General features: G+C 69.3%; 19 protein-coding genes and 1 tRNA gene. 11 read left to right on the top strand and 9 right to left on the bottom strand.

Going from position 1 to position 21,859, the window contains the following annotated elements; genetic code table 11:
- Positions 1 to 3: 3 nt before the first annotated feature.
- The 5 genes from KL771_RS24295 to KL771_RS24275 are packed head-to-tail and all read right to left on the bottom strand — an operon-like array spanning position 4 to position 6,275.
- Complete coding sequence (locus KL771_RS24295) at positions 4 to 1,113, bottom strand: DUF1513 domain-containing protein (protein WP_261971093.1); 1,110 nt, start codon at positions 1,111 to 1,113, stop codon at positions 4 to 6.
- Between the two features lie 4 nt (positions 1,114 to 1,117).
- Positions 1,118 to 2,194, bottom strand: coding sequence for an imelysin family protein (locus tag KL771_RS24290; protein WP_261971092.1), 1,077 nt, complete (start codon positions 2,192 to 2,194; stop codon positions 1,118 to 1,120).
- 6 nt (positions 2,195 to 2,200) lie between these two features.
- Positions 2,201 to 3,457, bottom strand: a complete 1,257-nt coding sequence (locus tag KL771_RS24285; RefSeq protein WP_261971091.1) for a di-heme oxidoredictase family protein — start codon at positions 3,455 to 3,457, stop codon at positions 2,201 to 2,203.
- A 20-nt stretch (positions 3,458 to 3,477) separates the two neighbouring features.
- Complete coding sequence (locus KL771_RS24280; protein WP_261971090.1) at positions 3,478 to 4,980, bottom strand: multicopper oxidase family protein; 1,503 nt, start codon at positions 4,978 to 4,980, stop codon at positions 3,478 to 3,480.
- Positions 4,981 to 4,991: 11 nt separating this feature from the next.
- A complete protein-coding gene (locus KL771_RS24275) occupies positions 4,992 to 6,275 on the bottom strand; it encodes an imelysin family protein (protein ID WP_261971089.1) in 1,284 nt (427 codons plus the stop codon).
- 380 nt (positions 6,276 to 6,655) lie between these two features.
- On the opposite strand from KL771_RS24275, the gene KL771_RS24270 reads away from it, so the two are divergent.
- The 7 genes from KL771_RS24270 (at position 6,656) to KL771_RS24240 (ending at position 13,240) form a co-directional block, all read left to right on the top strand.
- A complete protein-coding gene (locus tag KL771_RS24270; protein ID WP_261971088.1) occupies positions 6,656 to 8,188 on the top strand; it encodes a hypothetical protein in 1,533 nt (510 codons plus the stop codon).
- A 188-nt stretch (positions 8,189 to 8,376) separates the two neighbouring features.
- Entirely contained in the window at positions 8,377 to 9,840 is a 1,464-nt protein-coding gene (locus tag KL771_RS24265; RefSeq protein WP_261971087.1) for a hypothetical protein, read from the top strand.
- Between the two features lie 91 nt (positions 9,841 to 9,931).
- On the top strand, positions 9,932 to 10,180 hold the full coding sequence (locus KL771_RS24260) for a zinc-finger domain-containing protein (RefSeq protein ID WP_054361265.1): 249 nt from the start codon (positions 9,932 to 9,934) through the stop codon (positions 10,178 to 10,180).
- A 22-nt stretch (positions 10,181 to 10,202) separates the two neighbouring features.
- Positions 10,203 to 11,396, top strand: coding sequence for an FAD-dependent oxidoreductase (locus KL771_RS24255; RefSeq protein WP_261971086.1), 1,194 nt, complete (start codon positions 10,203 to 10,205; stop codon positions 11,394 to 11,396).
- Between the two features lie 112 nt (positions 11,397 to 11,508).
- Entirely contained in the window at positions 11,509 to 12,294 is a 786-nt protein-coding gene (locus tag KL771_RS24250) for a competence/damage-inducible protein A (protein ID WP_261971085.1), read from the top strand.
- A gap of 37 nt (positions 12,295 to 12,331) precedes the next feature.
- Positions 12,332 to 12,838 (top strand): xanthine phosphoribosyltransferase, encoded by a 507-nt coding sequence (gene gpt, locus KL771_RS24245; RefSeq protein ID WP_054361262.1) that lies wholly within the window; start codon positions 12,332 to 12,334, stop codon positions 12,836 to 12,838.
- Between the two features lie 57 nt (positions 12,839 to 12,895).
- Positions 12,896 to 13,240, top strand: a complete 345-nt coding sequence (locus tag KL771_RS24240; RefSeq protein ID WP_261971084.1) for a hypothetical protein — start codon at positions 12,896 to 12,898, stop codon at positions 13,238 to 13,240.
- A gap of 175 nt (positions 13,241 to 13,415) precedes the next feature.
- On the opposite strand, the gene KL771_RS24235 is transcribed toward KL771_RS24240, so the two are convergent.
- The gene (locus tag KL771_RS24235) at positions 13,416 to 14,573 is read right to left on the bottom strand and encodes a vWA domain-containing protein (protein ID WP_261971083.1); all 1,158 of its coding nucleotides are present in this window, start codon (positions 14,571 to 14,573) and stop codon (positions 13,416 to 13,418) included.
- 313 nt (positions 14,574 to 14,886) lie between these two features.
- Entirely contained in the window at positions 14,887 to 15,096 is a 210-nt protein-coding gene (locus KL771_RS24230) for a hypothetical protein (RefSeq protein ID WP_261971082.1), read from the bottom strand.
- A 216-nt stretch (positions 15,097 to 15,312) separates the two neighbouring features.
- On the opposite strand from KL771_RS24230, the gene KL771_RS24225 reads away from it, so the two are divergent.
- The 3 genes from KL771_RS24225 (at position 15,313) to hutC (ending at position 16,706) form a co-directional block, all read left to right on the top strand.
- Positions 15,313 to 15,397: transfer RNA gene (locus tag KL771_RS24225), tRNA-Leu, on the top strand.
- Between the two features lie 168 nt (positions 15,398 to 15,565).
- Positions 15,566 to 15,826 carry a hypothetical protein gene (locus KL771_RS24220; RefSeq protein ID WP_261971081.1) on the top strand — a complete coding sequence of 87 codons (261 nt, stop codon included), beginning with the start codon at positions 15,566 to 15,568 and terminating at the stop codon, positions 15,824 to 15,826.
- Between the two features lie 139 nt (positions 15,827 to 15,965).
- Complete coding sequence (gene hutC, locus KL771_RS24215) at positions 15,966 to 16,706, top strand: histidine utilization repressor (protein ID WP_261971205.1); 741 nt, start codon at positions 15,966 to 15,968, stop codon at positions 16,704 to 16,706.
- 172 nt (positions 16,707 to 16,878) lie between these two features.
- Here hutC and KL771_RS24210 read toward each other — a convergent pair whose 3' ends face one another.
- Both KL771_RS24210 and ssb read right to left on the bottom strand, forming a co-directional pair.
- On the bottom strand, positions 16,879 to 17,283 hold the full coding sequence (locus KL771_RS24210; RefSeq protein WP_261971080.1) for a DUF2306 domain-containing protein: 405 nt from the start codon (positions 17,281 to 17,283) through the stop codon (positions 16,879 to 16,881).
- A gap of 123 nt (positions 17,284 to 17,406) precedes the next feature.
- Positions 17,407 to 17,973: a single-stranded DNA-binding protein gene (gene ssb, locus KL771_RS24205; protein ID WP_261971079.1), complete on the bottom strand. Its 567-nt coding sequence runs from the start codon at positions 17,971 to 17,973 to the stop codon at positions 17,407 to 17,409.
- Positions 17,974 to 18,793: 820 nt separating this feature from the next.
- Here ssb and uvrA point away from each other — a divergent pair.
- Positions 18,794 to 21,700 carry an excinuclease ABC subunit UvrA gene (gene uvrA / locus KL771_RS24200; protein WP_390867619.1) on the top strand — a complete coding sequence of 969 codons (2,907 nt, stop codon included), beginning with the start codon at positions 18,794 to 18,796 and terminating at the stop codon, positions 21,698 to 21,700.
- The last annotated feature ends 159 nt before the right edge of the window (positions 21,701 to 21,859 follow it).

The raw sequence follows: 21,859 nt of genomic DNA, 5'->3' as shown, positions 1-21,859 counted from the left end.
GCATCAGAGCGAGAGGAGGTGGTTGTCCCACATCCAGCGGCCTGCATCGCTGCCGCCGAGCCGGGCGAGATCCCCGGCCGACGCCCGGGCGAGGCGCAGGCCGGAGGCGCCGCCGGAGAGCATGAACAGGCCCCGATCGGGAGCCGCCGCCAGCCCGCAGGCGTCGGTCAGGCGGCTCATGCCGAGGAAGCGCCGTCCCGGCACGTCCCAGTAGCCGACCGCCCCGCCCTTCGGGCTCGCCGCCGCCAGGATGCTGCCGGAGGCGTCGAAGGCGACCGAGCCGATATAGTTCTCGAACAGCATGTTGGCGTCTTCGGGCACCGGCAGCAGGTCCAGCCGCCCGGTCCGCGTCAGCACGCCGACCAGTTCGGGCGCCGCCTCGGCGTCGCCGGCAAATTGGCAGCCGAAGCCGACGGTGCCGTCCGGGGCGACCGCGATGTGGCGCAGACTGGACAGCCGGAAAGCCTCCGGCAGCTCAAAGGCGTCGGCCAGACTGCCGTCGCGCCGCAGCAATGCCAGGTTGGGGCGCATGGCGTCGAGATTGAGAATGTCGCGGCCGGTCTCCGGATGGGTGCGGATGCCGCCATTGGCGACCGCCACCAGATCACCGCCCGGCATCAGCGCCATGTCGTGCGGACCGACGCCGCGGCTCGGCACCTCGCCGAGGCGACGGAAGCCGTCGGCCGCATCGTAGAGACCGACCAGGCCGTCGCCGCCCCGCGTGTCGTTCTCGGTCGCCATCATCATCCGGCCGTCGGGCGAGAACACGCCGTGGCCGTAGAAGTGGCGTTCCGGCGCGGCCAGGATGGTGGTCAGCACGCGGCCGGTGGCGCGTTCGATCACCGCCGCCCAGGTTCCGGGACGGCGCGCGAAGGCGACGACGACGCGGCCGTCCGGCGAGACAGCAACGTCATGGCCGCGCGCCGGCAGGTCGGAGGCGATGAGTTGGCGCCCGTCGGGATCGAACAGGGCGAGCCGACCGCCGCCGCTGGCATCGAACTGGCAGCCGGCGAAGAGCGGCGGCGCTCCGACCGCTGCGGCACCGCGCGGCAACAGGCTCGCTCCGACGGCAGCGCCGAGCGACAGGATGAGGCTGCGACGGTCGATCGGCATCGGCTCAGTCTCCGTCAAGCGAGGTGAACCCGACAGTCAGGCCGAGCGCTGCCGGAACCGCCTCGACGGCCGTCTCATAGGCCGAGTCGACTGCCGCGCGCAGCAGGATCACCCGCGAACGGGTCTTCGGGTCGGCGGCGAGCGGGCCGATCTCGCCGGGCTCGGTCGCGGCGATGGAGCGCGCCGAGGCGATGGTGGCGAGCACGCTGTCGGCCTCCGCCCAGTCGGGATCGACCAGGAGGCGGGTCAACGCGTCGAGGGCGTCGAGCGCCAGCACGATGGTGCGCGTGGAGCGCTGCGAGCGCGCCATCTCGGCCGAAGCCGGCTTGACCTGCTCGAGCGACTTGCCCGCCGGCTGGTCGATCTTCATTTCGATGATCGCCCGATACTCGGTCAAGAGATCGGTCAGGATGCGGGTGGTCGCCTCCCGGCCCGGCTCGCCGGAACCGGTCTCGGCCGCGATCACCTTCGGATCACGTCCCCAGCCGTCGCGCAGTTCGCCCGCCGTCGCAGCAATCGCCGTAGCGATCGCGCTGCCGACCGCGCAGCGCCGTTGCCCCGCCGGCCCCGGCGCAGTCAGCGCCTTGACGGCATCGGTCTCGAACAGTACCCGCTCCATCGCATTCAGGCCCTGCACGGCGACGCTGGTCTTGGCGAAAGCGGCAGGTTCAAGGTCGGCCGGATTGGTGCCGGCATAGAGCTGGGCGAGGCCGCGACCGATGGCATTGCGCCGCTCGGGCCAATGCACCAGCCGCTCGTATCGGTTGGCCTGCGCGGCCGGACCCGACCGCAGCACCTCGATCGCCACCCAGGCATCGGCCGTGCGGGCGAAGGCGGCCTTCAGCCCCTCGATCTCGGACGGCTTGCGCGCCGACATGCAGAAGGCCGTCCAGGCCTTGACCCCGGAATCGGCAGCCTCGGAAAAGGCCGCCGTGCGCGGCTTGGCGAATTTCTCGACCACGGAGGCGAAGATCGCATCGAAGTCCGGCGTTCCCCGCGGCTCGGCCCGGCTCGGTGCTGCGGCGACGACAGCCGCCGACAGGGTGGCGATCGCAAACAGGGCGCGAGAGACGGGTCGCATGGGGCCTCACAAGCTTCGGAGAAAAGCGATCAGCCGGTCGCGGTCGGCGGGCGGCAAGGCCCGGAAGCGCGCGCGCGCGCCCGCCCCCTCCCCGCCATGCCAGGCGACAGCCTCGGCGATCGAGCGCGCCCGGCCATCATGAAGCAATCCGCGCGCTTCCGCCGCCCCGAGCCCGATCAGGGGTGCCGTGCGCCAGTCGCGCGGCCGCGCGGCGCCGTCGCCGACACCGTCATCGAGACCGGGTCCCATGTCGTGCAACAGGAGGTCGGTCAGCGCGGGGGCGTCCGGCGACGGCAGGTCGGCGCGATGGCAGGCGGCACAGCCGGTGGCGGCGAACAGAGCCGCGCCGCGTCCGTCCGCGGGGGCCGGCGGGACGGTCACTGAGATCAGATAGGCGGCCAGCCGGGCGACGATCGCGTCGTCCATCTCGACGCCGCCTTCCGAAGCCTTCGACCCGTGTGGCGCCAGTCGGCAGGCCGTCTCGGACGCGGTGCAGTCACCCCAAGGCTCCGGATGCCGCCGGGTCGAAAGCCCCATGTCGATCGAGAAGGCATCGGCGACCTGATCGGCCATGGTCGGCGCCGTCGCCTTCCAGCCGAAGCGGCCGAGGCGCCCGTCGGCCGTCCGATGCGGGCGACCGGCGACGCCCTGCCCGGCCCGCGACTGCTCTTCGGCGAAGCCCAGAATGGCCGCATCGGTCAGGGCCGCAAGACGGCCAAGCCCGGCCAGAGCCGGCGCGGCGCGGATCGATCCGGCACGGGCGCCTCCGTCCGGCCAGACCAAGCGCGGCCGCAGACTGTCCGGCCGGCCGGCCGACCCGTCGGCGCGCGTGTCCACCCACTCGATCCGTGGCCGTGGCTCAGGCTCGACGCCGGCGACGGCGGCGAGCTGAATCTGCCGACCGAGGGCGGGATCGGCCCGGCCGTCCGCATCGCCGAGCCGAACCGCCAGACCGCGGTCGAGCGCGTCCGGATGGCGCGCCGCGACGCGGCCAAGCCCCTCATGGCAGGCGAGGCAGGAGCGGGCGTTGAAAAGCGGACCGAGTCCGTCGGCCGCCTTGGTCGAGGATTGGCCCGGCACCCAGGCACGCCGGAACAGGCGCTCGCCGATCGCCGCATCGAGTGCCGTCTCCGCGCCGGCGGATACGGAATGACCTGACCCTGCACCCGCGGCGGCGGTCGCGGTGTCGCCGGCGAGCGCGAGTCCGGTCGTCAGCGCCGCACCGGCCGCCAGCGCTTGGCAGGCCATTGCAAGTCCGATCATGGCCCTCCGCACGCGGCGCATCACACGACCCTCAGATAGCCCATCATGCCGGTCTCCAGATGCTCCAGGATATGGCAATGGAACATCCAGTCGCCGGCCGTCGCCACGAAGGCGATCTCGACCCGCTCCTTGGGCGACAGCAGCACGGTGTCGGCCGCATAGGCCGGCATGCGCGCCCGTTCGGACGAGGAAACCACGCGAAACACATGGCCGTGCAGGTGGATCGGATGCGGATGCGGGGTCGCGTTGACGAGTTCGAAGCGGTAGGTGCGGCCGGCGGTCAGCACGCCAAGCGGCGGCGGCAGACGACGATCGGCGGCATTCGGCCAGGACAGTTTGTTGATCGACCAATAGGTGCGTTCCGAGACGCAGAGCGAATCCATCAGAAGCCGCTGCGCCGGATCAGAGCCGGCCGCGTCGGCGAAGCTCGCGACGGAGTCGGACGCCGCCATGAAGGTCCAGCTCAGCGCCTCGGCATGGGCAAGATCGGGCTCGGGAAAGACCGGCCGGTAGAGAATATCGGCGTCGAGCGCGCCGCGTCGGCGCGGCTTGCCGGCCGCCGCAAGCGCCGCGACCGTCCAGGGCTCGGCAGACTGATAGTCGATGATCTTCGCGACCGCACCCGGCCTCGGCGTCCGGACCAGGAGATCGAGGCGCATGGCGGGCCCCATCCGCCACGTCTCCTGGCCCGAACGGTCGAGCGGGATCGGGCGGACGGCATGGCCATCCACGGCCACGATCGCCGCCGTCGCCCCCTCGATGCCAATTTCCATGACGCGGCTTGAATCGAGGTTCAGCAGGCGCACCCGCAGATCGGCCGCGGCCGGCACCTCGGCCGAGAAGGCGCGTCGGCCGTTGGTCGAGCGCCTGGTGCCGAACGTGCCGCCCCGGCTGGCCCCCTGCGGGGTCGAGAATTCGAGCCAGCGACCGTCGGGTCCGAGCCGCCAATCCTTGACGGCCAGGATCAGCTCGCCGTCCGGCTTCACCCGCTCGTCGCCCTCCACCACCATGATGCCGGCGAGGCCGCGCCCGACCTGGCCGCTCTCGTTGCAGTGGGGATGAAAGAAGAAGGTACCCGGATCGGGCGGCGTGAAGTCGTAGGTGAAGCGTTCGCCCGGCTGGATCGGCGGCTGGGTCAGATACTGCACGCCGTCCATGGCGTTCGGGATGCGCAGGCCGTGCCAGTGGACCGAGACATGCTCGGTCAGCCGGTTGTGGACCTCGGCCCGGACCCGGTCGCCGCGGTTGATCCGCACGACCGGAAAGGGCTTGTCGGCATAGCTCCAGACGCGGACGGGCGTTTCGTCGGGACCGAACAGAGCCATCTCCCGTTCGGCCGCCTCGAAGGCGATCTCGTGCAGCCGGCCGGAGCCCGGTTCCGGGGCGGCGCGCCACGGCGCCGCCGCGGCGGCGCGCGCAGCGAGAAGGTCGCCGCCCCCGAGGCTCCCCGTCACCATCCCGGCGCCGGCAACCGCCAAGGCGCCGCGGGCGAAGGTTCTGCGAGAGAGGAGGCGGGCAACCATCGGACGGTCCTCTACTTCTTGGCGACCGATCCCGGATCGGACAGGCTCTTGGAATCGTTCAGCTTGAGGTCGATGCCGAGATCGGCGACGACCGCCTCGAGCGCATGGGTCTGGGCAACCAGGCCGTCGACCGCATCCAGGATCAACTTGTTGCCCTCGTCATTGCCGCTGGCCAGCATCTGATCGTAGGCCATGCCGCCGGTCTCGGCCTTGGTGCGGATCGCATCGAGGCGTTCGAGCGTGGTCTTCATCGCGGCATCGAGACGGGCAGCCTTCTCGGGCGACTTGGCGGCCGCGAAGGCGGCGAAGCCCGGCCCTTCGACGACCGAGCCGTCGCGACGCGCATAGCGTCCGGTATAGATCGACATCATGCCGACCTGGTCGTGATAGTGCGAGTTGTGCGTGTTGTCGGAGAAGCAATCGTGCTCTTCTTCCGGGTCGTGCAGCAGAACGCCGAGCTTCATCCGCTCGCCGGCCAACTCGCCGTAGGAGAGCGAGCCGATGCCGGTGACCAGGGCACCGAGGCCGCCGGCCTTGCGGGCGGCAAGCGCCTTGCGGGCCGCGCCATTCGGCTTCCAGGCCGCCGCCATCTCGGCGAGATCGTCGACGAGCAGGTCGGTCACGGTCGACAGATAGGCGCGGCGGCGGTCGCAATGATCATGCGTGCAGCCCTTCAGCGCATAGTCGCTCGCCGGGCGGTTGCCGGCGCCCGGCCCCGTGCCATTGAGATCCTGGCCCCAGAGCAGGAATTCGACCGCGTGCCAGCCGGTCGCGACGTTGGCTTCGACGCCGCCGGCCTCCTGCAACTTCTCCGACAGCAGCTTCTTGGTGATCTTGCGCACGTCGACCTTGGTCTTGCCGATGCGCACCGAGGTCGAGCCGACCACATTGGCGCGGAACAGCGGGTTCTCGTCCGAGCTCTCGCCGTAGACGGAGGTATCGACATAGTCGATCAGCCCCTCGTCGAGCGGCCAGGCATTCACCTTGCCTTCCCAGTCGTCGACGATCTTGTTGCCGAAGCGGAAGGTTTCGGTGTGCTGGTACCAGGGGCGGGCATCCTTCCAGGCCTGCCGGGCAGCCGCGAGCTTGGCCTCGGTCGGGTCGGCCAGGAAGGCATCGACGGCCGCCTTGACGGACTTGCCGGCCAGGAACGCATCCTCGAATGCGGCCTGTCCGATCTGTGCATAGGTGCCGATCACGGCTTCGGCCTCGGGTGCGGGGCCGGCCAGGGCCGGAGCCGACGCCGAACCGGCGACCAGAAATGCGGCAAGCGCAAGCGATGGAATGCGGACCATGGACGGGACCCCCTCTCGATCTGGTGACGCCTTCCGTGCAACGGCCGTGCCGAATGCCGAACGGCGATCCAATTCCCCTCAAAGACACCAGTTCACGGCGCTTGTTGGCTGACTGTCAGGCTATGCAGACGATGGACGAGCGTGTAGTGAAACCGACATCGGGCGTATAGACCCAGCACTTGTCGCCTTCAATACAAAATACTCCTGACCGGCGACTATAGAAATATTCCAAGAAGGCCAACACTGACTTTGAGAATTTGAAGATTTCCAAACTGATGCGATCGCTGTCGACGACAGCCGATCGGCGCGTCGCGTCATCGTGCTGCCGCAAGGCAATGTTGCCCTGCGTTTCCGGGGTGTCGACCATCGAGGGAAACGGGATGATTGCGAAGAGAACGACGCTGGCCTTCGGACTGGTCCTGGCAGGCCTCATGCCGGTTCGGGCAGAGCCGGGCAGCGCGGAGGAAGCGACCCGGCTGACGCAGCTCTTCGAGAGCTATGTCGGCGCCAATGCGGCCGACGCCCCGCCGAAAGTGGCCGTCACCGCCGAAGCGGACGGCTACCGCGTCACCGTCAATCTGGAACAGATCGCCGCCCCGCTCGCCGTTCACGGCCTGAAGGTCGAACCCGCGCCGTTCAGCCTGCGAATCGCGCGCACGCCGGACGGGCTGTGGCGCCTGTTCGATGCGACCTTCCCGACCTTCGATGCGACCTTTGCGGACAGTCGGTCACGCTGGTCCTTCACCAAACCGGGCGGGGAAAGCCTGTTCGATCCGGCTCTGGGCGTGGCGACCCGCTCGACCGTCACCATCGGAAGGATCGATTCCGAAAGCCAGGACAAGGATGGTCAGTCGCGCGCCAGCTACAGCGACTATGAGGCGGTGTCGACCGCGGTGCCGGCCGGCCCGGATGCGGTCACGATGCAGGGCCGCGACCGTTTCCGCGACCTCAGCCAGACCATGCGGTTCGCATGGCCGGCGGAACTCGGCGGCGGCTCGACTATCGAACTCGGCGTCACCGTTGCCAGCCAGCGCAGCGAGGCGACGATCGAAGCCCTGAAGGTCAAGCCTCTGCTCGGCCTCTGGCGCCTGCTGGTCGCCACGGGCGTTTCGCCCGACGCGCTCGCCGCCGCCAAGAACGACCTGCGCAAGGCCGTGACCGACAGCCTGCCGGTCTTCCAGCGCATCGGCGGCAACAGCCAGTTCGACGGCATCGCCATCCAGTTCCCCAGTGGTTCGGCTTCGATGTCGAAGCTCCAGTTCGGCATCGACCTCAACGGCCTGGTCAAGCCGGCCGGCGGCGGCATGACGCTGCAGGCGACCGACCTGATGGTCAAATCGGACCTGATCCCGACCTGGGTCGAGCCGCTGATCCCCGGCATGATCGACATCGGCTTCAACACCGGTGGTTTTGACTTCGACGGCGCCGCCCGCGCGCTGATCGATCTGGTCGATCCCGCGACGGCCGGCGACGATCCCGATCTGATCCCCTCGATCCTGGCCGAGAAGATCATGCCGGATGGCCGCTTCATGGTGACGCTGACGCCCGGGCGTCTGCGCTCCAGCCTCTACGAGGTGGCCTGGGACGGGGGCCTCGAAGTCGCCTCCGAGCGCATCGACGGCACCATCACGGTGCGCGCGATCGGGCTCGACAAGACGATCGCCGCCCTCGGCGCGGCCAAGGGCGACAAGATCGCCGCCGGTGCCCTGGTCGGCCTCTACGGCGCGCAGGCGCTGGCCGCCGCCGACACCGACGGCGCGCTGAAATGGGTCGTCCGGTTCAAGCCGGACGGGTCCATCCTGGTCAACGACAATGTCGTCCAGAAGCCGACCGAGGAGGCCGTGCCGGAGGAGAAGGACGACGATGCGGATGGGGACGGAGACGGCCAGGACGGCAAGGCCGGCAAGCCGTGACCGGATCGACATCCGATGCGGCCTGCCGGCCGGGTTCCCGCTCGGCAGGTCGCGACCGAGAGCCGGCGGGACGACCGGCCGGCCGGCCACGAGGCTGTGATGACCGGAACGTGGACTGCCTGAGCTTTCGACTCCCCGTTGCAGCCGGTCGCGACTAGTCTCTTGGTGTCCCGATCGGAGAACCGTCCGTGCCGAGAATGCCGTCCTGCCGAACCCTTGCCGTCGTGCCGCTGGTCGCCGGCCTGATCCTCGCCGCCCCGCCGCTGGCCGGCCGGGCCCGCGCGGAGACCGCCACCGCCGAGGAGGCGGCGCGGCTGACCGCGCTTGCCAACCAGGCGATGCCGCCGCCGGCGCCCGGCGAGGCGCCGGATACGACCATCGAGCCGGCGGGCGACCACTACCGGGTGACGGTCAGAACGCAGCGCCTGCTGAAGCCGCTCGAAATTCTCGGCCTGAAGCCCGACCTCGGCACCATGACCTGGAAGCAGGTCCGGCAGGCCGACGGCACGTGGCGCGCCTACGACGTGGAGCGCCCGCCGGCCACGGTCTCGGCCTTCGGGATCTCGAGCCAAACGCGGCTCGAGGGCGCTGTGGACGGCATGCGTTTTACCGCCGACATGCAGCGCATGATCCACAGTACCTTCACGGCTACCCGGGCGACGGTCGCGCAGAAGCGTTCGCTTGTCGAATCCACCGAGACGTCGCGGGATATCCGGTTCGAACAGACGAGCGACGTGGCCGCCGACGGCAGCCTGACCTACCGCTTCTCCAGCGACCGCAGCGATATCGAGGGCAAAGCCGCGGTCACGCCCGGTGCCGCCCCCTCGACGGACGCGGTCGACTATCGGGCGGACCGGGAGCTGACCGACGTGACGGTCGAGGGCCTGGCGTCCGGGCCGTTGCTGGCGCTGTGGTCCTACCTCGTCGCCCACCCGACCCGGGCCGACCTGGCCGCCCCGGACTCCGCCCTGCTCGACCGGCTCGAAGCCGCCTTGCCGGTCTTCCGCCGCATGAGCGTGGTCTCGTCGATGGACGGCTTCGAACTGAAGGCCCCGGACCTGACCATCGGCGCGGAGACGGGCACCGTCCGTGTCGCCGCGACGGGTCCGGTCGCCGGCGCGGAGGCGGAGTTCGGTCTCGACCTGTCCGGCCTCACGGTCAAAGGTCCGATCCCGCTCGCCGGGCTGATCCCGCAGAGCCTGAGCCTCGGGCTCAAGGTCGCCGGGCTCGATCTCGACTTCGCCGCCCGCTATGCGATCCAGTCGCTCGACGTGGCCAACGACCCACCGCTCGGCCCCGATGCCCTGGCGGCGATTCGCGCGTCCCTCGCGGAGGCCAATGTCACCATCACGCTGCCGCCGGGCCATGTCCGCGGTCCCGGCTACGACGTGGCGTGGGAGGGCACGCTCACGGTCGAGCACGGCGTCCCGGTCGGCAAGGCGACGGTCACCGCCGAGGGGCTCGACCGGATCCTCGCCGGGCTCTCCGCCCCCGGCGCCCCGCCCGGCACCGCCATGGTGCTGACCGGGCTTTATGCCGCGCAGGCGCTCGCCGACAAGGATCCGGACGGTCGCAGCCGCTGGGTGATCGAGCGGAAACGCGAGCACCGCATCCTGGTCAACGGCCGCGTGCCGGGCTTCTGGCGCCGCTGACCGGGCCGGCCGCTTCCGTCCAAATCCGCACTACCCTTCGCAGACGCGGTCCTATAGGGTGCGCCGCGAAAGGCAGCAGAGGAATTCCGACATGGCGCACGCCGTCGTCCCGCATTTCGCCAACGATGCCGGCCATGCCCGCATCCGCATCGGCGTCCGTGAATTCATGTGCGTCGGCGCGCGACCGCCCTTCGATCATCCGCATGTCTTCATCGACATGGGCGACGACGACGAGCATGTCTGCCCCTACTGCTCCACGCTCTATGTCTACGACCACAGCCTGAAGGCGACCGAGACCGAGCCGGCCGGCTGCCTGTTCGTGGACAAGGCCGCCGCCTGATCGGCCCTTCCGGACGCCCGCCATGACCGCTCAGCGCCGTCTGATCGTCGTCGGCGCCGGCATCGGCGGCCTGACGGCCGCCCTCGCGCTGGCCCGGCGCGGCCATCAGGTCACCGTGCTGGAACGCAGCGCGGTCCTGGCCGAGGTTGGCGCGGGCCTGCAGATCTCCCCGAATGCCTCGCGCATCCTGGTCGAACTCGGCCTTAAGCCCCGGCTCGAGGCGCGCGCCGTGACGCCCGACAGCCTGCGGATCCATTCGACCCGCGCCGGCGGCGAGATCGCCAGGATGCCGCTCGGCCCCCCGATCGCGGCCCGCTTCGGCGCCCCCTACTGGGTGATTCATCGCGCCGACCTGCAAACCGCACTGGCCGCAGAGGTCGCCGCCCTGCCGTCGGTCTCCATCCGCCTCGGCATCGCGGTCAAGCGCATCGAGGCCGAGCCCGGCCGGGTCGTGGTCGCGATCGAGCAGGACGGCCGGCCGGACACCATCGAGGCCGACGGCGTGGTCGGCGCCGACGGCGTCTGGTCGATGATCCGCACCGGCACGCTCGGCGCGCCGCCGGCCCGCTACACCGGCCGAATGGCCCTGCGCGCCACCATCCCGATCGACGAGACCCCGCCGGACTACCGCAATGCCGTCGGCCTGTGGATGGCGCCGCGTGCCCACCTGGTGCACTACCCGATCGCGGGCGGACGGCTGCTCAACCTCGTCGCCGTCACGGAGGCCGCCTGGGAGGACGACAACTGGTCGGTGCCGGTCGAGCGCGACGAAGTCGTGCGCCGCTTCGATCCGGTCTCCGGTACCCGCTGGCCCGAGGCCGCCCGTGCCCTGATCCTCGCACCGCAGCACTGGACCGGCTGGGCGCTGGCCGGCATCCGCCCGGATTTCGACTGGACGTCCGGTCCGGTCACCCTGCTCGGCGACGCTGCCCACGCGACCCTTCCCTTCGCCGCCCAGGGCGCCTGCATGGCGATCGAGGATGCCGCCGTGCTCGCCCGCAGTCTCGATCGGCACGCCGAAGTGGCCGATGCCTTCGCGGCCTACGAGAAGGCACGCAAGCGGCGGACGACCGCGATCTGGGATCAGGCCGTCTCGAACGGCCGCATCTACCATATGGGCGATGCGCTCGCCCTCTTCAGGGATGCAGGCATCGCTCTGGCCGGCCGCCGCCTGATCGACCGGCAGGCCTGGATCTACGGCTGGAAGCCGGACTAAGCGCCGATCGGACCGGCAAGGCTGCCTTCCCCGACCGGATCGTCGCCGGCCCCCTTGAGCCGGGGCGGGCCATGCGCTACGGGAAGCCATCTGCCGAACATTCGAGGTCCCGATGGCCGCTCCCGACGGCGCCGCACAGCCCGCTTCCGAAGGCCGGGACGACGAGATCGTCACCGCCGCCGTGCTGATCATCGGCGACGAGATCCTGAGCGGCCGGACCAAGGACAAGAATATCGGCTTCATCGCCGACTATCTGACCGCGATCGGGATCGACCTGCGCGAGGCGCGCATCGTGCCGGACATTGAGGCCGAGATCGTTGACGCCGTGCGCGCGCTCAGCCGCCGCTACACCTATGTCTTCACATGCGGCGGCATCGGCCCGACCCATGACGACATTACCGCCGACGCGATCGCGGCCGCCTTCGAGGTCGAGATCGGCCACGACCCGCGCGCGGTGGCCATCCTGGAGGCCTATTTCGCCGAGCGCGGCATCGAGTCCAACGAGGCCCGCCTGCGCATGGCGCGCATCCCGGCCGGCGCCGATCTGATCGAGAACCGCGTCTCGCGCGCGCCGGGCTTCCGGATCGGCAACGTCCATGTCATGGCCGGCGTGCCGTCGATCATGCAGGCCATGATGGACGCCGTCGCACCGACCCTGAAGACCGGCCGCAAGATGCTGTCCGAGACCGTGCCGACCACCCTGCCGGAGGGCACCGTCGCCGGCGCGCTCGGCCGCATCCAGGCCGCCCATCCCGACACGATCATCGGCAGCTACCCCTATTTCGACGGCACCCGCCACGCCACCAACCTGGTGATCCGCGCGCGCGATGCCGCATTGCTCGCCACGGTCGCCGACGAGGTGCGCGCCATGGTCGCCGCCCTGGCGCCGGCCACCTGACGATCCCTTCGCCCGACCGCCCTTCCGAGGACCTTCGATGTCGCAGCCCCAGCCCAAGGCGTTCCCGGTCTCCTGGGACCAGTTCCATCGTGATGCCCGTGCCCTCGCCTGGAGACTGTCCGGCCAGGGCCAGTGGCAGGCGATCGTGGCGATCACGCGCGGCGGGCTGGTGCCGGCCGCGATTGTCGCGCGCGAACTCGACATCCGCCTGATCGAAACGGTCGGCGTCGCCTCCTACCACGACTACAAGAACCAGTCGGAACTGCGCGTCCTGAAGGATGTGTCGCCGAGCCTGATCGCGCTCGCCGGCGGCGACGGCGCCGGCATCCTGATCGTCGACGACCTGGTCGACACCGGCAAGACCGCCCGGGTGGTGCGCGAGATGATGCCGAAGGCGCATTTCGCCACCGTCTATGCCAAGCCGATGGGCCGCCCTCTGGTCGACACCTTCGTGACCGAGGTTTCGCAGGATACCTGGATCTATTTCCCCTGGGACATGGGCCTCAGCTTCCAGCCGCCGATCGCCGGCGCCGCCGCGGGCTGACCGCCCGGTTCCACGACAGGGCCGTGCGCCGCGCGGCCGCAACGAGGAGTACCCGACATGGCACGTCACGACGAACTCGGCTTCGAAACCGAACAGGAAATGGAAGCCTGGGAGGCGGAGCAGGACGAGCACGCCGAGGAGATCAAGAACATCGTTCTCGACTATGTCGAGGAGAACGAGGTTCCCGACCAGACGGCCGTCTTCACGCTACTCCAGATTGCCGTCTCGCTGCAGATGTCGTCCTACATGATGGAGACGGAGAAGCCGTCGGTGGCCGGCCTGAAGCTGGAACTCGACCGCTTCGGCGGCGACATCGCCGACCTGATCCGCGATTCCAAGAAGGGCGCCGCCGAGTTCATCGAGAGCTATCGCAGCGTCATGGGCGAGGGCGAACAGGGCTGACGCCGACGCGTTGAACCGGACGGCCCGCGGCACCCTGCCCGGGCCCCCGGCGTCGGCCGCCGGCCGGAAAGGCCCGCGCCGGCCGCCATTCGACCGCGGCCCGACCCCCTCGGGTGCCGGGCCACGTCTCGAGCCGACGCAACGGCCCGTCGCCGGACGGATTCCGGACGGGCCGTCAGCGGATCTGTTCGCGGACCAGGTTCGAGACCACCTCGTCGAAGCCGTCCTTCGCGCCGCCGCCCTTCTTGCGTTCGGCTTCCAGATGCGCGTCGCGCTGCCGGACCAGGTCCTGCAGCTGCGCCTGCAGCCGTTCGCGCTCGGCGACCTTCGCCTCGACGACCTTGCGCCGCTCCGATGCGGCGACCGCCTGCAGGTCGGCCGGAAGATCCTCCGTCTTCACTGTCTCGATCTCGACGCGCTTCGCCTGCAGGTCGGCGACCAGATCGCCCTCCCCGGTGACCACCTTGCGGTCGGCGGACTTGACGCCGCGCGAGGAGTAGCTGGCCATGTCGGACGCCGCCGAGGGCGCCGCAGCCCGGTTCAGCTCGAGCTTGCCCTTGACCTCGGACTGACGCGCAGGTGCGCCGTAGGGGACCACCGTGGCGTTCAACTGGATCTGGATCTTGTAGATCTGCTGGTCGTAGGGCGTCTCGATCACCGCCACGCCGCCCGATTGCGGAATCGGAATATAGCGGCCGTGGCCGAGCTGCGCGATGGTCCGCCAGACGATCGCCGTGTCCCGCGCATTGCCGGCCTGGACAGCGTTGACCAGGATATGCTCGCGCTCGGCGATCTTGAGCGTGTCGGTGAAGGGAATGTCCTGCGCATAGTCCATGTGCGGGGGCGCATCGCCGACCAGGAACACGATCCGGCGGCTCTCGCCCGTCTGGCTCCACCCCATCTTGGTGACGGCGACATGGAGCGCCTCGTTGACCGATTCCGGCCAGTCGCCGCCGCCGCCGGCCTGGAATTGGATCAATTGGCCGTAGACGGAGTGGATGTCGTTCGACAGCTCGGTTTTCGTGGTGACATAGACATCGCCGCGGTCGCGATAGCCGACGAGGCCGATGCGCAGGTCGGCATTCGGGTTGGTCTTGCGGATCTCGTCCGCGATCGCCCAGATCTTCTTCTTCGCCCCCTCGATCAACCCCGACATGGACCCGGTCGTATCGAGCACGAAGACGACCTCGATCCGCGACGGCCCGCTGAGCACCAGCCCGGGCGGCTCCTGGCCCGGCACCGTCTCGGCGATCCCCGTCGCCCCGGCACGGCCCGACGCAAGTGCGGCCACGAGCGCGCCGGCCAGGCCGGTCGCCATGATGAACCTGTTCATGCGATCTCTCCCTCTGGCCCCTCCCGGAGCCGTCGAATGGACCCCCGACCAACCCGACACGGTCGAGCCTGAGCCCCGATCGCGAGTTCCGTTCGGCCGCATGACGTCGGAATTCCGGCGGATGCCGCGCGGATTGTGGCGGCGGAGCGCCCGCCGGCGGGTCGCGGGGTCGTTTCGCGCGGCCATCGGATGGGGACCGCCGCCGCACCCAGGGGGCGTGGATCCCCTCCCCGCTGGTGGGTCCTCGGATCTCTCCCCGGCCCGGCTGCAGGCCGAGGCCCGGCATCGTTCGTGGGTCGCGCCGCCGGCCGCTTCAGATCGCCTGCACCAAGCGCGACGGCGGCATGCAGCGCCAGCCGCCGGCAACCTTAAAGGCACCATGCTCGCGCTGCCATTCAGCCATCACGAATTGCCCGACCTGCATGCAGCGGAACGGCGTCTGCACGTCGTCGCTCAGGGGCATGACGATCTCCCGGCAATCGCCGGCGAGAATCGCACAGGCTGTGAACACCATGATCATCATCGTCACTCCGGTTCGGGGGACGACGACCGGTGGCGCGCAATCGAAAGAGGGGTGCGGCGCCTCCTGGCCCATGTCGTCCAACTTGACCCGAAGTCTGCCTCCGCGGCCCTGAACCGGCCCTGAGCAGCCCGTTCAACCGGCCCGAACGACATCCCGCAGCCGCATCCGCCGTCCCGCTTGCCATCCGCCCCCGGGACGGCTACCCAAGACCGTCCTGCGGACGTGGCGAAACCGGTAGACGCACGAGACTTAAAATCTTGCGCCGCAAGGCGTGCGGGTTCGACTCCCGCCGTCCGCACCACGAACCTTGGCGTCCCGCCGCGCGGGTGAAAGACGACACGGCGGCCAGCATGCTGGCGGAGGGTTTCAGCGGCGATCGGGGCGTGACCGGCCAGATGGGCCTTCAACCCGGTGGCGTCGGCCTCGGCGGTGTGGTCCAGTTGCGGCCTGATTTCGACGAGGGACTGCGATGATTTCCGGCATCTTCGGCCTGTCCGCCTTGCTGGGCGGGCTGGCCGTCTGGGTCTTGCAGGGATGGATCGCCGGGTTGATGGCGTTTCTCGGGCTGCAGTTCGGGGTGCCGGTGCTGGCGGCTTTGCTCTACTGGAAGCCGGATCCCGATCCGGCGGTCGCCAATGCGCGCTTTGCGGCGCGGCTCGGGCAGGTTCGGACGGTCGCCTTCTGGAGCACCATCGGCCTCTCGATTGTGGCGGCGCTCGCTTTCGGCTAAAGCAAGCTCCGATCAGAGCAGCCCGCTCTGACCGGAAAAAGCTTGCGCAGACAAAAACATGCAGAGGATCATCCGATCCCTTCGGATCGGATGATCCTCAAAGCGGGACCGCGGCGGAGGCGACAGGGTGGCGGCGCGGATGGAGGGCGGCACGGCGAAGGGCAGCGCGGATTCGCTCAACCAGCGCATCCGTGCAGACATCGAGGCGAAGATCCTGACCGGCGAATGGGGCCCGGGCCACCGGATTCCGTTCGAGCACGAACTGATGGCCGAATATGGCTGCGCGCGCATGACGGTCAGCAAGGTGCTGTCCGCACTCGCCGAGGCCGGACTGATCGAACGGCGGCGGCGGGCCGGCTCCTTCGTCCGTCGACCGAGCGCACAATCGGCGGTGCTGCAGATCCCCGACATCAAGGCCGAGGTCACCGCCCGCGGCGAGATCTATGCCTATCGATGCGTTGCCGAGAAGCGCCGGCGCGCCACCCGCGAGGATCGCGCGGCGATCCCGGTCCCGGCCGGCACCGAACTCTTGCTGCTGACCTGCCTGCATCTGGCCGACGGCACGCCCTATGCCTGCGAGGAACGGATCATCGCACTCGACAACGTGCCGGATGCGCGTGCCGTCGATTTCTCTGTCGAACCGCCGGGTACTTGGCTGCTGCATCATGTCGCCTGGCACGAGGCGGAGCATCACATCTCGGCGGCGGGCGCCGACCAGCGTATCGCCGACCTGCTCGACCTGCCCGTCGGCACCGCCTGCCTCGTGCTGGAACGCACCACCTGGCGATCGGGCGCGGCCCTGACCGCCGTCCGCGTCTGGTATCCGGGCGACCGGCAGCGGCTCGTCGCGAGGTTCACGCCGGCAGGTCCCGGGCGGTAGCGCCGGATCGTCCGAAGACGGCGGCGACGGCAAAGGCGGCCCGCGCACGGAGGCCGCTCAAGGCCGGCGTCGGTATCGCCCGCGACGGCTGCGCATCGGCACCGCGCATGTGGCGCCGAGGGCGAGGCCAAGCGCACGGGGCTCGGCACGGTGTCCGGCCGAAAACGCGGCTTCAGGCGCCGAACAGCACGGCATGCATGATGCGGCCTGGCATCAGCGTGAACAGGCCGGCAATGACCAGCGCGCCCACGAACAGTCCCCGCATGGTCTTGCGGTGCCGCCCGATCGCGCCGTGCCGCGCCGCGTGGATCGCCACCACCAGCATCAACAGCACCCAGACGGACAGGATATGGATCGGGCTCCAGGCGCCCCAGAGCCGGATCTCATGGATGAAGAAGGACGATAGCGCGACCACCGCCATCCCGATCACCCACAGCCAGCCAAGCCCGCGATGCAGCGGCGTGCCCTTCGGCGCTGCGAATTGCGCGAGCCCGACCACGAAGGCCAGCAGCGCCAGGACGGCATGGATCTGGATGGCCGGCGATGCGGCAAGCAGCGGTGCGAAGGACGGATTCATCGTGCAGGCTCCGAATGTCGGTACCGTCCAGTACCAACATTCCGGAAGCCTCGCAAGTGCCCCAACGGAATTTCCGTCCGCTCCGACGGCGACCTGCCTGGGCGCCGTCGGAGCGGAGAGCCGTCAGAACGGGATTTCGTCGTCCATGTCGTTGGCGACGGGCTGCGGCCGGCTGCCACCGCCGCCGCCACGCGGCCCGGAGGAACCGCCGCCGAAGCCGCCCGAGGCCTGGCCGCGCTCGAAGCTGCGCCCGCCGCCACCGCCACCGCCGCTGCGCGCCGGCGGCGCGCCGAAATCGTCGCCGCCCCCGCCGAAATCCTCCCCGCCCTGCCCGCCGGCAGGCCGGTCGAGCAGCACCATGGTGGAGTTGAAATTCTGCAGCACGACCTCGGTCGAATAGCGCTTCTGGCCCTGCTGGTCCTCCCAGGAGCGCGTCTGCAGTTGGCCTTCCAGATAAACCTTGGAGCCCTTGCGCAGATATTGCTCGGCTGTCTTGGCCAGCGGCTCGCTGAAGATCACCACCCGGTGCCATTCCGTCTTGTCGCGGCGCTCGCCGGACTGCCGGTCGCGCCAGGACTCCGAGGTCGCCACGCTCAAATTCACGATCGGCCGGCCGTCCTGCGTCCGCCGCACCTCGGGATCGGCACCCAAATTGCCGACCAGGATCACCTTGTTGACGCTTCCGGCCATCTCGATCTCCAAACACTTTCGCCGGCCCCACCGGTGCCGGCTGCCTCCCTCGGCCCAGACCGGCCCCGCACGCCGCATCCACGGCGCCGTATCCGACCAGACCCGAAACGCCACTGGGGCGGCGCTCCTTCCATAACGTCCCGAACGCCGCTTCCGCACCGTCCCGTTCGTCGGAACCCGATATGCAGCTTCGGCAGTGTCCCGTCCGCCCGGCCCCGTGGGCGCGTCACCTTACGCCGCCGCCGGCGCCCGGGCGACCGCACGGTCCCGTCCGACCGAGCGCCGCGCCAGCTTATCCACCGTTGTCGGCCTTGTCCGCCGCTCCGCCTCGCCTACCCCCGCCCGGCGGACCGCCCCCGTTTGCTCCGATCGATCCGGCAAGGCTTGCAATTGTTCCTGTTCCGTTCTAAGCGTCTCCCGCGCCATTCGCAAGTCCCCCCGGCTCGAATCGGTGATTGTGACCGCCGGTTCCCGCCGATAGGGTGGCGCGGCGTGCGGTCCGGGACCGGGCGGGCCGATCACGGACGGACGGCCCGATATGGACCGCGCGATATGGATCGCCGTGTCCGCTTGCGCGGCATGACGGGCACTGCCGGACGGGTTTTTGCGTCCGGATCGGTTGCAAGCCCGATCCTGTCGCGCGCGGCCCCGGTCTTGCACGGCGTGCGGGCGCGTCACGCAACGCCTGACGTGCACGGCCCGTTGCGCATAGCCTTCCGTGCATGGCGGACATCCGCCGTCGCGCGCGAACCGTAGACGATCGGCGTCGCGAGGCGTCGTCCCATCCCGCCGTGCGTCCGATCCGGACCGGAAACGATCGATGACCGAGAACCGCCGCCCCGCCGCCAACCCGACCAAGATGCTCTCGATCCGGGGGGCGCGCGAGCACAATCTGAAGAATGTCGACCTGGACCTGCCGCGCGACTCGCTGATCGTGATGACCGGCCTCAGCGGTTCGGGCAAGTCGTCGCTCGCCTTCGATACCATCTATGCCGAGGGCCAGCGCCGCTATGTGGAAAGCCTGTCGGCCTATGCGCGCCAGTTTCTGGAGATGATGCAGAAGCCGGATGTCGACCAGATCGACGGTTTGTCGCCAGCCATATCGATCGAGCAGAAGACGACCTCGCGCAACCCGCGCTCGACGGTTGGCACGGTCACCGAAATCTACGATTACATGCGGCTTCTGTTCGCGCGCGTCGGCATTCCCTATTCGCCGGCGACCGGTCTGCCGATCGAAAGCCAGACGGTCAGCCAGATGGTCGACCGCACCCTGGCCCTGCCGGAGGGAACGCGCCTCTTCCTGCTCGCGCCGATGATCCGCGGCCGCAAGGGCGAATACCGCAAGGAACTGCTGGATCTGCAGAAGAAGGGCTTCCAGCGCGTCAAGATCGACGGCACCTTCCACGAGATTGCGGAAGCGCCGGCACTCGACAAGAAGCTCAAGCACGACCTCGACGTGGTCGTCGACCGCATCGTCGTCCGCCCCGACATGGCGACGCGGCTCGCCGACAGTTTCGAGACGGCGCTGAAGCTCGCCGACGGCATCGCGGTCGCGGAATTCGCCGACGAGAAGGACCCGAACGGCGAGCCGCGCCGGCTGATCTTCTCGGAGAAGTTCGCCTGCCCGGTGTCCGGCTTCACCATTTCGGAGATCGAGCCGCGGCTGTTCTCGTTCAACAACCCGTTCGGTGCCTGCCCGACCTGTTCGGGGCTCGGGTCGGAGCAGAAGATCGATCCGGCGCTGATCGTGCCGGACGAATCCGAAACCCTGCGCAAGGGCGCCATCGCGCCCTGGGCGCGCTCGACCTCTCCCTTCACGACCCAGACGCTGGAAGCGCTCGCCCGGCACTACGGTTTCAAGCTCGATGTCGCCTGGCGAGACCTGCCGGAGCGCGCCCGCAGCGCGATCCTCTACGGCACGGGCAGCGAGGAGGTGCTGTTCTCCTATGACGACGGGCTGCGCAGCTACAACACCACCAAGACCTTCGAGGGCGTGATCCCGAACCTGGAGCGGCGCTGGCGGGAGACCGAATCGGACTGGTCGCGCGAGGAGATCGAGCGCTTCTTCGCGGCCACGCCCTGCCGGGCCTGCAACGGCTATCGGCTGAAGCCGGAGGCGCTGGCGGTCAAGATCGCCGGCCGGCATATCGGCGAGGTCTCCGACATGTCGATCCGCGGCGCCGGCCAGTGGTTCGAATGCCTGCCGGCGGACCTGAGCGACAAGCAGAACGAGATCGCCGGCCGCATCCTCAAGGAAATCCGCGAGCGGCTGAAGTTCCTCAACGATGTCGGGCTCGACTACCTGACCCTGGCACGCAATTCCGGCACCCTGTCGGGCGGCGAGAGCCAGCGCATCCGCCTCGCCTCGCAGATCGGTTCCGGCCTGACCGGCGTGCTCTACGTGCTCGACGAACCCTCGATCGGCCTGCACCAGCGCGACAATGCGCGCCTCCTCGACACGCTGAAGCACCTTCGCGACATCGGCAACACGGTGATCGTGGTCGAGCATGACGAGGACGCGATCCTGGCCGCCGACTATGTCGTCGATGTCGGGCCGGGCGCCGGCATCCATGGCGGCAAGATCATCGCCGAGGGCACGCCGGCGGAGATTCTGGCCGATCCGGCCTCGCTGACCGGACAATACCTGTCCGGGACCCGCGAGATCCCGCTACCGGTCAAACGTCGCAAGATCGACAAGGTCCGTCGCCTGCGCGTGGTCGGAGCGCGCGGGAACAATCTGAAATCCGTCAGCGCCGACATTCCGCTCGGCACGCTGACCTGCGTCACCGGCGTTTCCGGTGGCGGCAAGTCGACCCTGCTGATCGATACCCTGTTCCGGGCCGTCGCGCGCAAGCTCAACGGCTCCAAGGAGAATCCCGCCCCGCACGACCGTGTCGAGGGGCTGGAGTTCCTCGACAAGGTGATCGACATCGACCAGTCGCCGATCGGGCGGACGCCGCGCTCCAATCCGGCGACCTATACGGGCGCCTTCACGCCAATCCGCGAGTGGTTTGCCGGCCTGCCGGAAGCCAAGGCGCGCGGCTACGGGCCCGGCCGCTTCTCCTTCAATGTCAAGGGCGGCCGCTGCGAGGCCTGCCAGGGCGATGGCGTCATCAAGATCGAGATGCACTTCCTGCCGGACGTCTACGTGACCTGCGATGTCTGCAAGGGCAAGCGCTACAATCGCGAGACGCTGGACGTGCAGTTCAAGAGCAAGTCGATCGCCGACGTGCTCGACATGACGGTCGACGAGGCCGTCGGCTTCTTCCAGGCCGTGCCGGCGATCCGCGAGAAATTGGAGACGCTGTCGCGCGTCGGCCTCGGCTATATCCATGTCGGCCAGCAGGCGACCACGCTGTCGGGCGGCGAGGCGCAGCGCGTCAAGTTGTCCAAGGAACTGTCGCGCCGCTCGACCGGCAAGACGCTCTACATCCTCGACGAGCCGACCACCGGCCTGCATTTCCACGATGTCGCCAAGCTCCTGGAAGTGCTGCACGAACTGGTCGACCAGGGCAATACGGTGGCGGTCATCGAGCACAATCTGGAGGTGATCAAGACGGCCGACTGGATCCTCGACCTCGGCCCGGAGGGCGGCGACGGTGGCGGCGAGATCGTCGCCGTGGGCCGCCCCGAGGATGTCGTCAAGGAACCGCGCAGCCATACCGGTCGATTCCTTGCCGAACTTCTGGAACGGCGGCCGCGCCGGCGGCCGGCGGCTGCGGAATGACACCCAGGCGGAAGCGGGCGGCTCGGGCAATGCAGACCCGATCGGCCTCTCGCTTTCGCCCTTGTGTCCGCCGGGGATCGGCGCGGCCGCTCGCTACCAGGCATTCCTCTGGGTCATGCTGCGATGCGAATTGTGCATTGCAGCACATCCGACCGATCC

Origin of the sequence: Prosthecodimorpha staleyi (assembly GCF_018729455.1) — a bacterium.
Classification (GTDB): Bacteria; Pseudomonadota; Alphaproteobacteria; order Rhizobiales; family Ancalomicrobiaceae; genus Prosthecodimorpha; species Prosthecodimorpha staleyi.
The sequence above is the reverse complement of the archived record's forward strand: the minus strand, read 5'-3'. Positions and strand labels throughout refer to the sequence as shown.